The organism is Opitutus sp. GAS368, assembly GCF_900104925.1.
Classification (GTDB): Bacteria; Verrucomicrobiota; Verrucomicrobiia; order Opitutales; family Opitutaceae; genus Lacunisphaera.
Window position 1 is genome coordinate 3,816,320 of record NZ_LT629735.1, and the last position, 13,361, is coordinate 3,829,680.

A 13,361-nucleotide genomic window follows, 5' to 3' on the forward strand; every position below is an offset into this window, starting at 1 on the left:
GGTTTTTGGACGGCGGGCCGGTTTAACCGCTCCTTTCATCTATGTCACTCGCTCTGATTTTCGCCGGTCAAGGTGCCCAAAAAGTGGGCATGGGGAAGTCTCTGTATGAAGGTTCCGCCGCGGCCAAGGCCCTCTACGACGAGGCCAACACGGTGTTGGGCTGGGACTTGAGGAAGATCAGCTTCGAGGGTCCGGAGGCGGACCTGACCCAGACCAAGGTCTGCCAGCCGGCGCTTTTCGTGCACGGGCTGGCCGTGGTGGCCGCACTGCGGGAGGCGGGCAAGCTGCCGGCCGTGAAATTCGCCATGGGCCTGAGCCTGGGCGAGGTCACGGCGCTGACGGCTGCGGGGGTTTTTGATTTTGCGACCGGCCTCAAGGTCGTCGCCGAGCGCGGCCGGCTCATGCAGCTGGCGTGCGAGAAGTCCGTCGGCGGCATGGCCGCCATCATCGGCGAGGAACGCCCGCGGGTCGCGGAGCTGTGCGCCGAGTTCGGCATCGAGGCCGCCAATTTCAACGCTCCCGGCCAGATCATCGTCTCGGGCGAGAAGGCCAGGGTGGACGCGCTGGTCGCCGCGGCCAAGGACAAGGGTCTGAAGCGCGTCATGGCCCTCAACGTCGCCGGCGCCTACCACAGCCGCCTGATGGAGCCGGCGCGCGCCGCGTTTGCCGCCTTCCTGGCCGGCGTGAACTTCCATCGCCCCCAATTCACGGTCTTCAGCAATACCACCGGCCAGGCCGTCAGCGAGCCCGCGCAGGTCCGCGAGGCGCTGGTCAGGCAGGTCGTGTCCTCGGTGCTGTGGGAGGACTGCATGCGGGCCTGCGCGGCGGCCGGCGCGACGGAGTTCTGGGAGTGCGGTCCGGGCGGCGTGCTCGCCGGCCTGGCGCGGCGCACCGAGAAGGCGTGGGTCGTGAAGTCATTCGCCGAGTTCGCCGACACCGCCGCCTGAGATGCCCGCCAAGCTCACACGCAATTTCTGCATCATCGCGCACGTCGACCACGGGAAGACGACGCTGTCCGACCGCCTGCTCGAATACACGAGCACGATCACGAAGCGGAACATGACGGACCAGCATCTCGACTCGATGGATCTCGAGAAGGAACGCGGCATCACGATCAAGATGCACCCGGTGGTCATGAATTACCCGGCCAAGGACGGGAAGACCTACAAGCTGCACCTGACGGACACGCCCGGCCACGTGGACTTCGCCTACGAGGTCTCGCGCTCGCTCGCGGCGTGCGAGGGCGCGTTGCTGCTCATCGATGCGGCACAGGGCGTCGAGGCCCAGACCGTGGCCAACGCCCACCTGGCCGAGCAGCAGGGCCTCAAGATCATCCCGGTCATCAACAAGATCGACCTGCCCAGCGCCAACCTCGAGCTCTGCATGCGCCAGCTCGAGGACATCCTCACGATTCCCGCCGAGGAGGCCATCCTCGCCAGCGGCAAGTCCGGCATCGGCATCCAGGACATCCTCGAGGCCGTGGTGGCGCGCATCCCGCCGCCGCGCTGGACGGATTACCCGACGCTGCGCGCCCTGGTGTTCGACTCGAAATATGACGCCTACCGCGGCGTCATTTCCTACGGCCGCATCTTCTCCGGCACCATCAAGGCCGGCGAGATGATGATGCTGATGAGCACGGGCCAGCGCTCCGAGGTGAAGGAAGTGGGTGTGTTCCGGCCCGGCATGGAGAAGATCGACAAGCTCGGTCCGGGCGACGTCGGCTACATCATCAGCAGCATCAAGAGCACCGACGACATCAAGATCGGCGACACCATCACCCACGCGAACAAGCCGGCCGCGGACATGCTGCCGGGCTACAAGGAAGTGCGGCCGATGGTGTATTGCGGCCTGTATCCGCTCGAGTCCGACGATTACGAGAAGCTGAAGGTGGCGCTGGCCAAGCTGCGGTTGAACGACTCCGCCCTGATTTATTCCTCGGAGAGTTCCGTCGCCCTCGGCTTCGGCTTCCGCTGCGGTTTCCTCGGTCTGCTGCACATGGAGGTCGTCCAGGAGCGCATCCGCCGCGAATACGACGTCGAGATCATCTCCACCTACCCGAGCGTGGTCTACAAGGTGAAGAAGCACAACGGCGACGTCATCGAGGTGGACAACCCGATCAACCTGCCGGACCCGGGCACCATCGATGAAATCTCCGAGCCCACCATCAAGGCCGCCATCCACATCCCGAACGAGTTCCTGGGCGACATGATGAACCTCATCATGGAGAAGCGGGGCAGCGTCGACCAGACGGACACGCTGGACGGGGCGCGGGTCATGATGACCTGCACGCTGCCGCTGAACGAGATCCTCGTCGATTTCAACGACCGGCTGAAGAGCATCACCCGCGGTTACGGCTCCATGGACTACGAACTCGGCGAATACCGCGCCTCGGACCTCGTGCGGATGGACATCCTCGTGAACCAGGATCCCGTGGACGCCTTCGCCAGCATCGTGCACCGCAGCAAGGCCGAGGGGCAGGGCAGGGCGCTCTGCGAGAAGCTGGCCGACATCATCCCCCCGCAGATGTTCAAGATCGCCGTCCAGGCGGCCATCGGCGGCAAGATCATCGCCCGTGACAACGTCCGCGAGATGCGCAAGGATGTCACCTCGAAGTGCTATGGCGGCGACATCTCCCGCAAACGGAAGTTGCTCGACAAGCAGAAGGAGGGCAAAAAGAAGATGAAACTTATCGGCAAGGTTTCGATCCCACCAGATGCCTTCATCCAGGTTTTGAAAACCAACAGCTAACCCCGACCATTCCCCGTGTTCAGCTTCCTTTACTCCCAGGAAAAGAAAATGCGGCAGAATGCCGCCAACTGGCTGGAGGTGGCGGACCGGGTCTACAGCTTCCGTCGCGACCAGCTGACCGACGTCCAGAACCAGCGGCTGGTGGGCGCGACCACGGCGGTGAAGCTGCGGCTCAAGGAGAAGGCCGACGTCAGCAAGCTCAAGCTGGCGGTCGAGGCTCTGGAAGGGGTGTTGCGGGACACGGGCGGCAAGATCTACCCCCAGTCGTCGCTGGTGGAGAACGTCGAGTTTTTCCTGGTCGCGGCCATCGTCATCCTCGGCCTGCGGGCGTATTTCATCCAGCCGTTCAAGATCCCGACGAATTCGATGTGGCCGAGCTACTACGGCATGACCTCCGAGGTCTTCAAACCCGGCGAACAGCCCGGGGTGCTGGGCAAGGCGGCGCGGCTCGCGACGCTGGGGGCGAGCAATTACACGCTGACGGCGCCGGCGGACGGGGAAGTCATGATCCCGGTCTTCGGCAACGGCATAGCCGCGTATACCGAGAAACCGGGGCGCACGATGTGGGTGTTTCCCGCCTTGATGCGCGAATATACGCTCGCGGTCGGTGGGCAACCGGTGCGCGTGACCGCGCCGGCGGATTGGGCCCAATCAACGGACTTCGGCTTCGAGGATGTGATGGGCAGGACGTTTTTTGGCGGTGATCGCACCGGAATCTATCGCGCGTTCGAAGCCGCGCGCGGCGCGCGGCAGCTTGAGTCCTCGACCATGCAGGTGACCCTCGGCGCGCGCAGTGGCGAGACGCGTGTTTACTGGGTCCCTACGGGCAAGATGGTCCGCAAGGGCGATCCGATCATGTCATTCGACGTCCTGACCGGCGATTTGCTGTTTGTGGACCGGTTCACCTATAATTTCATCGCGCCGGGAGTTGGCTCGGGGTTTGTGTTCCGGACGGGCAACATCAAGAGCCCAGTCATACAGACTGCCACAGGTGGCGTGAGCCAGTATTACGTGAAGCGGCTGGTGGGCACACCTGGTGATACGATCGAAATCAAGGAGCCGGTGCTGTATCGCAACGGCAAGCCGATCGAGGGCTCCGACGCATTTGGCAAGAACGCGCGCCGGGAGGGCTTGTATCCCGGCTACAGAAATAACACCGCAGGTCCGGTGCTGGGCGACGGCGTGCAGGCCAGCGACGGGATGTTGCCGCTCGGCGGCAAGGTTACCGTGCCGGCGCATTCCTATTTTGCGCTGGGGGATAATTCGCCCAACAGCCTCGACAGTCGCTTCTGGGGCTTCGTCCCGGACAAGGAAGTCGTGGGGCGGCCGTTGTTCATCTATTTCCCGCTGACCAGCCGCTGGGGCCCGGCTCGTTGAGGCGGGCGAACTTAAGTTCTTAGGTTTATTATCCGCACAATATATATTATGTCTATAATATATCTACGCTGGAATGCAGTCACTTAAGTCACGTTAGAAACGCATCAATCTCCCGCAGGCATTCCTGCCCCGCATCCTCGAGCACATAGTGCCCCGCTTCCTCTAGATAGTCGGCATTCGCCCCCGGCAGCAGTACCCGCCACCGGTTGTAGTAGTGCCGGTTGAAGCAAAAGTCCTGGCCACCCCACAGAATCCGGACCGGGTGGTCGCGCAGCAGGCCCAGCTTTGATTCCACCCCGGCCAAGGCCCGGTCGCTGGCGCTGCCCTTGCCCGACGGGATATCCACTACGAACCGGTGCGTGGCGATCCGGTTGGCCCAGTTGTCGTAGGGATAAAGGAAGCCGCGCTTCACGTCCGGGGCCAGCGGCTGTGTCACGGACATCCAGGTCGCCGGCCAAGCAAAGCCGTTAAAACCGCGCACCAGCCACTCGCCGATCACCGGCGCCCGGCACAACTGGATGCGCCACGGCACCACCGTATCGGCAAAAGCGGCCGTATTGAGGATGACCACCCGATCGAGCTGCTCCGGCCTGGCCAGCGCCGTGCCCAGCCCGATCGGCCCGCCCCAATCGTGCACGATGAGATGGATTTTCCGCAGGTTCAGGCTGTCGAGCAGCTCTCGCAGGTTCTTGATGTGCTCGGCCAGCGTATAATCGAAGCCCGGCGGTTTGTCCGACAGCCCGCAGCCCAGATGGTCCGGCACGATGCAGCGGATCTTCCCGCGCAGCCCCAGCACCAGGTTCCGGTAATAAAACGACCAGGTCGGGTTGCCATGGACCATCACAACGGCCTCGTCGCCCGACCCCTCGTCCAGGTAGTTCATCATCCCGCGACCGGTATCAAACCGCTTCGGTTCGAACGGATACAGGGTGCGCAGCCAGTCTGGCAGTGGGCTGCTCATCTCACCACTCCACGGCCAGCATCAGGCTGTTGATGCCGCTGCCGATGCCCAGCAGCGCGGCCTTGTGGCCCGGTTTGACCACGCCCCGGTCCACCGCCAACGCCAAGGCGGTCGGCAGCGCGGCCGACCCGGTGTTGCCGAGGGTTTCAAAGGTCGAGAAGTCCTTCGCCAGGTCCAGCCCTACGGTTTCGTAGAGCTTCCGGCGGTGCGTGCTGCCCACCTGGTGGCAGATGAAATGGTCCGGCGTCGCGCGATTCCAGCCCGTCTCCTGCTCGAATTTCTGCCAGGTCTCGCGGGCGACCTCGACACCGGCGACCAGCAGTTGCTCGGAATCCGTCTCCATCTGCAGACCCTGGCCGGACGTATCGCCCTGACAGAGCTCGCTGTGCTGGGTGGCCGACAGATACGCCCCGGCCAGCAACCGGTGCTTGGGGCCGGCCGGCAGCAGGTCCTCGTGGCACACGATCGCGGCCACGGCCCCCGATCCGATGGTCAGGTTGGCGAAGAACGGCTTGATCTCGTTCCGGTTCAGCGGCGCCGTCAGCAGGTGCTGCACGGTCTGTTCCACCAGCGGCCGGCCGTTCTCGCCCGCCACGACCATGCCGCACTTGATCTGGCCGGAGTCGATCATCGCCCCGAGCGTCACGAGGCCGTTGAGAAAACCGAGACAGGCGTTCAACAGGTCGAAAATCTGGCAGGAGGCGCCCAACCCGATCTTGTGGTGCGCGAACGACGCCGTCGCCGGCTCGAGCATGTCGCGCGACACGGCACAATGGATGAACACTTCCACCTGCTCCGCCTTCAGACCCGAGCGCTGCAGGACCGCTTTGCCGGCCTTGGCGCTGGCGTCGGACGGCTTCGTGCCCGCCGGCCACTGGCGGCGCTCCCGGATGCCCGTCATGAGCTCGAGGCGCCCGGCCGGCAGTTTCAGGCGCTCATACAGCGGCCGCAGGCGTTCCTCGATCGAGGCCGAGGTCCAGGTCTCCTCCGGCAGCACCGTGGCCAGGGACTCAATGCAAACATGGGCGAATTTCATTCGCAAAATTCCAAAGGCCAATGACCAAACGCCAAACTGCTTCCGACGGACTTCATTTTGGCGTTTGGGCTTTGGCCTTTGGCGTTTCCGGTCTCATCGCCAGCCGGATGATGTCCTTGTCGAAGAAATTGGAACCCAGCCCGGCGTCGACGACCAGCGTCGTGCCGTTCAGGCCGCTGCTCCGCTCGCTGAGCAGGAACAGCGTGGCGTTGGCCACCTCCTGAGTGTCGAGATTGCGCTTCCGGAAGGTCAGCTTCTCGGCGTAAAGGTAGCTCTCGAGGTAGCCCGGGATGCCGGCCGACGCGCTGGTCTTGAGCGGTCCCGCCCCGATCACGTTGAAGCGCACGTCGCTGTCGGCGCTGAACGACTTGGCCAGGAAGCGGCTGCTCGACTCCAGCGCGGCCTTGATCGGCCCCATGTAGCCGTAGTTGTCCGGCGTAACCTGGAGCGACGAGATGCCGATGGTCACGACCGACGCGTTGCGCGCCAGGTGCGGCTTCAGGGCGTTGGCGAGCTCGACCAGCGAGAAGGCCGAGATGGCCGTGGCCTGCAGGAAATCCTTCCGCTTCGTGCCGTGAAATGGCTTGAAGCCCTCGCTGTAGTTGGCGAAGGCGATCGAGTGCACGACGCCTTGCAGCGGTGCGAAGCCCGCCGCGGCGACCTCGGCCGCCAGCTTCTCGCAGGCGCCCTCTTGCTCGACGTCGCAGATAAAGATGGGCTTGCCGGCCAGCAGCGTCTCGAGCGATTTCTTCCGGGCCTCGGAGCGGACGCTGCAGACGACGCGGGCGCCCTGCTCCTCCAGCGACTTGGCGATGAACCAGGCTACGCTCTTCTTGTTGGCGACGCCCATCACGAGGAAGGTCTTGCCCGAAACCTGGAGGAAGTCGCTCATGCAGTGGTAACCTGGCCGTCGGGTTTCTTCCACGCGACGGAGAAATCGACGTTCATCACGCGTTTGTCGCCATTCTTCATGCTGCCGGCCATGAAATGGAAATCGCCCATCGTCTCCTTGCGCCGCACCTCGATGGTGACGGTGTCGCCGGGATAGACCGGCAGGCGGAAGCGGACGTCGCTCACCTTGGTGAGGAGTGGCACCCCGCCCTGCCCGCCCGGGGCGTTCAGGAGCTTGGCCATGAGCAGTGCACCGGTCTGGAACACCGCCTCGCACAGCAGCACGCCGGGCGTGATGGGCGCGCCGGGATAGTGTCCTTGGTAGAAATACTCGTCGGCCCGCCAGGTGCGTTTGGCCACCAGCACCTCGCCGTCGTGCGAGACGATTTCGTCCACGAACAGGAACGGCGGGCGGTGCGGGATGAGTTTTTCGACTTCGGTCATGGAAGATTCAGCAGGATGCAGAGGGCACAGGGATAAAGGGTGGTCTCCATGGCTCAGGCGGTGGCGCCCACGGCGGCGCGTTTCCGGGCGGCGAGGGCTTTGTCGATCTGGTTGGCGACGATGACGCCGTAATTGATGGTGCCCAACCAGCCCGACATGATGATGCCGACCGAACCGGCGTGGTAGAGCCCGGGCAGCTGCGCCGGCAGATCCATCGAGACCTTCAGGCCCTCGAATTTCGTGCCGAACGACGTGCCGGCCCAGTGGCGCGTGTAGCGCTCGATCGTGCGCGGGGTCGCGGCCTCCTTCCACTCGATCTTGCCGCGCACGTCGGGAATGTATTTTTCCAGCGCGGCGATCGACTCGTCGATCAGGCGCTGTTTCTCCACGACATACTGTTCCGGTGTCAGGTTGTTCCAGTCGTCATACTTCGCATTGATCGAGACGACGACGGTGTAGCGGTCCGAGCCCGGGCGCGTGTCCGGGTAATACATCGAGAACGTCCGGCTGGTCGTGTGCAGGTCGACCAGCTTCTCGCTCGAGAAGACCGGTTCCTCCGAGGTGAACACCAGGTCGCCGATGTGTGGGAGGGTCTCGCCTTTCCGGATGCCGAGGTAGACCTGGCAGGAGCTGCTGTTGACGCGGACGGCCTTGGTCTGCGCCACGAACTCGGGCGGGAAGCTCTCCGCGCCCGCGAGCCGCAGCACGGTGTTCTTGATGTTGGAATTGGACAGGACGATGTCGCAGCGGATGGTGCGGCCGTTGGCGACGACCCCGGTGACCTGCTTCCGGCCGTCGCGCTCCTCGGTGAGGATCTTCTCGACGACGACGTGCTTGCGCACCTCCACGCCGCTGGCCTTGAGCTCGGCGCCCATCTTCTTGATCAGCACGTCGGAGCCGCCCTGGAAGGTGTAGACGCCCTTGCTCATGAAGTTCGAGAACACGATGCCGAACGTGATCGCCGGGTCGTCCAGCGTGGAGCCGTTGGCGTAGGCGATCGGCTCCATCAGCAGGCGCTGCACGTCATCCCGCCCCGGGAAATAGCGGGCGAACATCTGGCCGGTCGTTTCCTGGCTGTTGTCGTAGAAGTTCATCGCCCGGAGGTCGGTGAAGAAGCGTTCGACGGTCTCGGCCGGGACCTTGAATTTATCGACCAGCTGGCGCGTGAAGTCCTCGCGGTCGAAGGTCGTGTCGATCGAGAACTGCGGATTGATGAACCGCACGCCCTTCAGCTGGACGATGGAGTTGGCGATGTCCTGGCTCCAGTATTTGCGGATGGATTTGATCATCCCGATCGGGAAACCGTGCAGGGAAATGTCGAAGATATGGCCGCCCTTCCGTGTGAACCAGGTGGCGAGGCCGCCGAGCTGGTAATGGTGCTCCAGCAGCAGCACCTTGTGGCCGCATTTGGCCAGGACATTGGCGCCGGTCAGGCCGCCCAAGCCGCTGCCAATCACCACGATGTCGTAGTGGTCTTCGATTCCTTTGAGCCAGTCGTAAGCCATGCGAGCCGCCCAATCAAGTTTGGCGCCCGGGAAAGCGCAACGCGGAATTGTGGATGGGTGGAGCCCACGCTCCGCGTGGGCTTAACCTGCGCGGAGCGCAGGTTCCACCTACGGCGGCGAAGGGACTCGCCGCCCTACCCTTTGGCCTGCAGCACGTGGTAATTGGCCATCGAAATCCCGCTCAACATGGCGCCGACGATGCCCAGGAAGCCCTGGTCGGTGCCGCACAGGTAGAGGTTCTGCAAGTGGGTCCGCCCGTTGCGGATTTTGTGCGGGGCGCCGTAAATCGCGCCGTTCAGATGGCCGGTGAACTTCCGGATCGTGCGGGGCGTGAACATGTCGGTTGTGAGCTGCGCTTTGGCCAGTACGTCATCGCTCACCGCCGGCAGGAAGCGCCGCGCGCTGGTCACGGCCGCGGCGAACCAGCGTTTTTTGTCGGCCTGATACTGCTCCTCCGGCAGGTGCGCCCAGCGGTCGTAATTGGCCAGGCAAGTGACGCGGAAGAGGCCCTCGGGCAGCTGCGCGCCGGCGAAATCGAAATTGTTGGGCAGGCAGATGACGCCGCTGCGGATGTCGACTTGCTCCTTTGCCTGCGCATACTCGAAGCGGGCGGAGTCGTTGAAGAAGATGATCGTGTCGTCGCCCCATCCCCACTCCGCCGGCTGGCGGTTGAACACGCTGATGGTCTCGATGAACGAGAGTTGGCCGACGTTCTGTAGGTCGGGGTTTATCCCCGACGGGTCGAGCGTTAAGCCCGACCTACATAGGGCCATCGTTTCCGGGTAGCCGATGGAGGAGATGACATGGCCGGCGGTAATCTCCGTGCCGTCGTCGAGCAGCAGCCGGGCCGCCCGGCCCTGCTCCTCGATGATCCGTTGCACGCCGCATTTCATCCGGCGCTCGCCGCCGGCCGAGCGGAACTTGTCGAGCAGCACGCGGATGATGACGCGCACGCCCTCCAGCGGCCGGGCGAAGCCCTCGAGGTAGAGCGCCTTGAACATGATGACGAACTGGCCGAACTCCATGTCCCGCTCCTGGGCGCTGCCGTAATACATCACCGGGCAGAAGATCATGTCGGTCAGCAACGGGTCGGTGATGTGGCGGCCGACCACCTCGCGCGCCGACAGCGGCTGGGCGTCGAGCGAAACATCGTCGTAGGTCTTCACGAGCCCGACCAGCCGGCGCCACCCGTCGGCCTGGACCGGAAACTTGGCGGCGACCTCGGCGTCGAGCACCGCGAAGTCGTTGGTGAACTTCAGCGTCGTCTCGCCGCGCGGACCGAACGAGACCCTCGATTGCTTCTGCGGGCAGAGCGCGAATTCCTCGCGCTCGATGCGGAGCTGGCGCAGCAGCTTGCCGAGCGGCGTGCCCTTCACGCCGGGCGCCACGTAGTTGGTCATGGCGTGGAGGCCGACGTCATATTTGCGGCCACCGAGGCTGTAGAAGCTGTTCAGGCCGCCGGGCGCGTTATGGCGCTCGAAGATGCAGACTTTCCGGCCGAAATGGGCCAGCCGTATGCCCGCGGCGAGTCCGGACATGCCGGCGCCGATGATGGCAACGTCGTAGTGGGAGTCCTTCATGCGCTATTTTTGAGACAGTTGGGACACAGAGGACACTGAGACGAAGCAAGAGGCCACCGAGAAATACCGGCCATGCCTTGCTCGGTGAACTCTTTTCTTTCTCCGTGCACTCCGTGTCTAAAATCGGGAATAAAAAAAGGCGGGATCAGTGATCCCGCCCTACAAAATCAGGCGAAGCCCAAGCTCAGGCCTTGGTGGCGAACTTCGGGGTCAGGTATTCCGCGCAGCTCTCCAGCGAGGCGAGGTGCGAATAGTCGGCCTCGGGCACCTCGATGCCGTGGCGCTTGCGGAGTTCCATGACGATGTCGAGGAAGTCCATCGAATCCAGCTGCAGCTGGTCGCGCAGCTTGATCTCCGGCTTGATGGCCGTGAGGTCCTCGTCCGGGGCGATATCGGAGATGATGTCGATAACCAGCTTCTTGCAGTCGTCTTTCGTCATGATGTGTGGGCAGAGTTAGGCGGCGAATCGCTTGATAATCAATGTGGAATTTATCCCGAGCATGCCGAAGGAATTGTTCAGGATCACGTCCATGCGTTTTGCCTTAACCGGTTGATTGATAACCAGACCGGGAATATCACACTGGGGATCCAGTTCGTCGATGTTGATGGTCGGATGCACGACAAGGTCGTCGAAGCTGGGCAGGTTGCCGGCCAGTTCGAGCGCCCCGGCGGCCCCCATGGCGTGGCCGATGAAACTCTTGGTGTTGTTGATATGCGGCGGGGTGCTCCGGCCCTTGAAAACCTCGGCGATGGCCTGGCACTCCTGGATGTCGCCCTGGGGGGTCGAGGTGGCGTGCGTGTTCACCAGGTCGATGTCCTCGATGGTCATGCCGGCGTGGGCGATGGCCTTGCGGACGCACTCGGCCTGGCGCTCCGGGTTGGGCAGCACATAGTCGGTGGCGTCAGAATTGACATGGTAGCCGGCGATCTCGCCGTAGATCCTGGCGCCGCGGGCCTGGGCGTCTTCCAGCCGCTCCAGCGTGTAGATGCAGCCGCCCTCCGAGATCACGATGCCGTTGCGGGCCTTGTCGAACGGCCGGCTGGCCTTGGTCGGGTCGGCGTGCGCCGCGAGGGCGTTCTGGCTCTTGAAACCGGCGAAGATGCCGAAGGTCTGCGGACTCTCGCTGACGCCGCCGCCGAGGGCGAAGTCGATCTCGCCGAGCCGCAGCATCTGCGCGGCGTGGATCAGGCCCATGTTGCCGGCGGCGCAGGCGGCGCCGATGGTGTAGGCCGGGCCGGTGATGCCGAGGTTGAGCGACACCTCGCCCGCCGGGTTGTTGGCCACGGTCCGCGGGTTGTGGTGGTGCGTCCAGAACTTCGTGTCGTATTTGAACTGCGAGATGTTGTAGACCTCGTTCTCGGTCTCGACGTTGCCGTGCTCGGTGATGCCGAGGTAGATGCCGACGCGGCTGCGGTCGCGGGCCTCGAGGTTCACGCCGGCGTCGGCCAGCGCCTCCCGGGCGCAATAGATGCTGATGCCGCCGGCCCGCGTGCCGATGCGGACGTCCTTCTTTTTCTGGTATTTCAGCGGGTCGAAGGTGCACATGCCCGCCGGGTGGCGGCCCATGAAGCGGACGTCGACGGTGGTGATGCCGGACACGCCGTTCAGCAGGTTTTTCCGGAACTCGGCCAGCGAGTTGCCGTTCGGGGCGGTGAGCCCGACGCCGGTGATGACAATGCGGCTTTGCTTCATGCGTGTTTCTCGAAAGGAGCCGATTTACCTAGCCATGGGAAATCGAAAAGCAATAGAAGTCTGCCCCATGAAAGTGCTCGTCGCCGGCGGAGCCGGATACATCGGAAGTCATTGCGTCCGCCAGCTTACCGCCGCGGGCCACGAGCCCGTGGTCCTCGACAACCTCGCCTACGGCCACCGCTCCGCCGTGCCGGCGAACGTCAGGTTCCTCGAGGCGAATCTCGGCGACACCGTCGCGCTCGACCGGATCTTCGCCGCGGAGAAATTCGACCTGGTGATGCACTTCGCGGCCTTCTGCTACGTCGGCGAGTCGGTCAAGGCGCCGATGAAGTATTACATCAACAACTGTTCCGCCACCTACGCGTTGCTCGAGACGATGATGCGGCACGGGGTGATGAAGTTCGTCTTCTCCTCCACCTGCGCGACCTTCGGCGTGCCGGCGAAGCTGCCGTTGACCGAGGACATGCCGCAGGCGCCGATCAATCCCTACGGCCAGACCAAGCTCGACGTGGAGAATGCGCTCAAGGCGCTCGCCCACGGCCAGGGCCTGAGCTTCGCCACCTTCCGCTACTTCAACGCCGCCGGCGCCGCCGAGGACGGCAGCATTGGCGAGGACCATGACCCCGAGACGCACCTTATCCCGCTGGCCATCTGGGCCGCCCAGGGCAAGCGCCCGGCGCTGGAGGTCTTCGGCACCGACTACCCCACCCCCGATGGCACCTGCCTGCGCGATTACGTGCACGTCGACGACCTGAGCCGCGCGCACATCGCGGCCTTCGACCGTCTCGCCCAACCCGGCACCGCGCTTTTCTACAATCTCGGCACGGGCCAGCCGACCTCGGTGCTTGAGGTCATCAAGGCCGTCGAGAAGGTCACCGGCCTCAAGGTGCCCGTGAAATACAGCCCGCGCCGCGAGGGCGATCCGCCGGCGCTCTACGCCAATTCCGCCAAGGCGCAGGCCGACCTCGGCTGGAAGCCCAAGTTCATGACGATCGGCTCCATCGTGGAGACCGCCTGGCGCTGGCATAAGGCCAAGCCGGGCGGCTACGGGGATCGGTAGCAGGTTTGCCGTAGGGTCGGCGCTTGCGCCGACCTCGTTCACGATATCCCAAGGTCGGCGCAAGCG

Annotated in this window: 12 protein-coding genes; 4 read left to right on the top strand and 8 right to left on the bottom strand. The window is 64.0% G+C overall.

The annotated features are described in order from the left end of the window. The first annotated feature begins 41 nt into the window (after positions 1-41). Genes fabD through lepB form a run of 3 tightly spaced genes read left to right on the top strand, consistent with a single transcriptional unit; the run spans position 42 to position 4,125 of the window. Positions 42-947: an ACP S-malonyltransferase gene (gene fabD, locus BLU29_RS16190; protein ID WP_091060103.1), complete on the top strand. Its 906-nt coding sequence runs from the start codon at positions 42-44 to the stop codon at positions 945-947. Position 948: 1 nt separating this feature from the next. Beyond that, the gene (gene lepA / locus BLU29_RS16195) at positions 949-2,748 is read left to right on the top strand and encodes a translation elongation factor 4 (protein WP_091060105.1); all 1,800 of its coding nucleotides are present in this window, start codon (positions 949-951) and stop codon (positions 2,746-2,748) included. Positions 2,749-2,763: 15 nt separating this feature from the next. Next, entirely contained in the window at positions 2,764-4,125 is a 1,362-nt protein-coding gene (lepB, locus tag BLU29_RS16200; RefSeq protein WP_091060108.1) for a signal peptidase I, read from the top strand. An 88-nt stretch (positions 4,126-4,213) separates the two neighbouring features. On the opposite strand, the gene BLU29_RS16205 is transcribed toward lepB, so the two are convergent. The 8 genes from BLU29_RS16205 to BLU29_RS16240 all read right to left on the bottom strand — a co-directional run bounded on the left by BLU29_RS16205 (position 4,214) and on the right by BLU29_RS16240 (position 12,235). Next, positions 4,214-5,086, bottom strand: a complete 873-nt coding sequence (locus tag BLU29_RS16205) for an alpha/beta fold hydrolase (RefSeq protein WP_091060111.1) — start codon at positions 5,084-5,086, stop codon at positions 4,214-4,216. A 1-nt stretch (position 5,087) separates the two neighbouring features. Beyond that, complete coding sequence (locus tag BLU29_RS16210) at positions 5,088-6,122, bottom strand: 3-oxoacyl-ACP synthase III (RefSeq protein WP_091060112.1); 1,035 nt, start codon at positions 6,120-6,122, stop codon at positions 5,088-5,090. Positions 6,123-6,174: 52 nt separating this feature from the next. Then, positions 6,175-7,014 carry an SDR family oxidoreductase gene (locus BLU29_RS16215; RefSeq protein WP_091060115.1) on the bottom strand — a complete coding sequence of 280 codons (840 nt, stop codon included), beginning with the start codon at positions 7,012-7,014 and terminating at the stop codon, positions 6,175-6,177. Continuing rightward, positions 7,011-7,457, bottom strand: a complete 447-nt coding sequence (locus BLU29_RS16220) for a 3-hydroxyacyl-ACP dehydratase FabZ family protein (RefSeq protein WP_091060117.1) — start codon at positions 7,455-7,457, stop codon at positions 7,011-7,013. Before BLU29_RS16220 ends, BLU29_RS16215 begins: the two co-directional genes overlap by 4 nt. Before the next feature lie 53 nt (positions 7,458-7,510). Continuing rightward, complete coding sequence (locus BLU29_RS16225; protein ID WP_091060119.1) at positions 7,511-8,962, bottom strand: FAD-dependent oxidoreductase; 1,452 nt, start codon at positions 8,960-8,962, stop codon at positions 7,511-7,513. Positions 8,963-9,096: 134 nt separating this feature from the next. Beyond that, entirely contained in the window at positions 9,097-10,542 is a 1,446-nt protein-coding gene (locus tag BLU29_RS16230; protein ID WP_091060122.1) for an NAD(P)/FAD-dependent oxidoreductase, read from the bottom strand. 184 nt (positions 10,543-10,726) lie between these two features. Beyond that, on the bottom strand, positions 10,727-10,981 hold the full coding sequence (locus BLU29_RS16235; protein WP_091060124.1) for a phosphopantetheine-binding protein: 255 nt from the start codon (positions 10,979-10,981) through the stop codon (positions 10,727-10,729). Between the two features lie 15 nt (positions 10,982-10,996). After that, positions 10,997-12,235 carry a beta-ketoacyl-[acyl-carrier-protein] synthase family protein gene (locus BLU29_RS16240; RefSeq protein ID WP_091060127.1) on the bottom strand — a complete coding sequence of 413 codons (1,239 nt, stop codon included), beginning with the start codon at positions 12,233-12,235 and terminating at the stop codon, positions 10,997-10,999. 67 nt (positions 12,236-12,302) lie between these two features. Between BLU29_RS16240 and galE the strand changes: the two genes are divergently transcribed. Then, positions 12,303-13,295, top strand: a complete 993-nt coding sequence (gene galE, locus BLU29_RS16245) for a UDP-glucose 4-epimerase GalE (protein WP_091060129.1) — start codon at positions 12,303-12,305, stop codon at positions 13,293-13,295. Positions 13,296-13,361 lie beyond the last annotated feature (66 nt).

Excerpts from the sequence above, each read along its gene's own strand:
- BLU29_RS16215 (WP_091060115.1), bottom strand. The coding sequence starts at position 7,014 with ATGAGCGACTTCCTCCAGGTTTCGGGCAAGACCTTCCTCGTGATGGGC.
- BLU29_RS16235 (WP_091060124.1), bottom strand. The coding sequence starts at position 10,981 with ATGACGAAAGACGACTGCAAGAAGCTGGTTATCGACATCATCTCCGAT.
- BLU29_RS16210 (WP_091060112.1), bottom strand. The coding sequence starts at position 6,122 with ATGAAATTCGCCCATGTTTGCATTGAGTCCCTGGCCACGGTGCTGCCG.
- galE (WP_091060129.1), top strand. The coding sequence starts at position 12,303 with ATGAAAGTGCTCGTCGCCGGCGGAGCCGGATACATCGGAAGTCATTGC.
- BLU29_RS16205 (WP_091060111.1), bottom strand. The coding sequence starts at position 5,086 with ATGAGCAGCCCACTGCCAGACTGGCTGCGCACCCTGTATCCGTTCGAA.
- BLU29_RS16225 (WP_091060119.1), bottom strand. The coding sequence starts at position 8,962 with ATGGCTTACGACTGGCTCAAAGGAATCGAAGACCACTACGACATCGTG.
- BLU29_RS16220 (WP_091060117.1), bottom strand. The coding sequence starts at position 7,457 with ATGACCGAAGTCGAAAAACTCATCCCGCACCGCCCGCCGTTCCTGTTC.
- BLU29_RS16240 (WP_091060127.1), bottom strand. The coding sequence starts at position 12,235 with ATGAAGCAAAGCCGCATTGTCATCACCGGCGTCGGGCTCACCGCCCCG.
- BLU29_RS16230 (WP_091060122.1), bottom strand. The coding sequence starts at position 10,542 with ATGAAGGACTCCCACTACGACGTTGCCATCATCGGCGCCGGCATGTCC.
- lepA (WP_091060105.1), top strand. The coding sequence starts at position 949 with ATGCCCGCCAAGCTCACACGCAATTTCTGCATCATCGCGCACGTCGAC.
- fabD (WP_091060103.1), top strand. The coding sequence starts at position 42 with ATGTCACTCGCTCTGATTTTCGCCGGTCAAGGTGCCCAAAAAGTGGGC.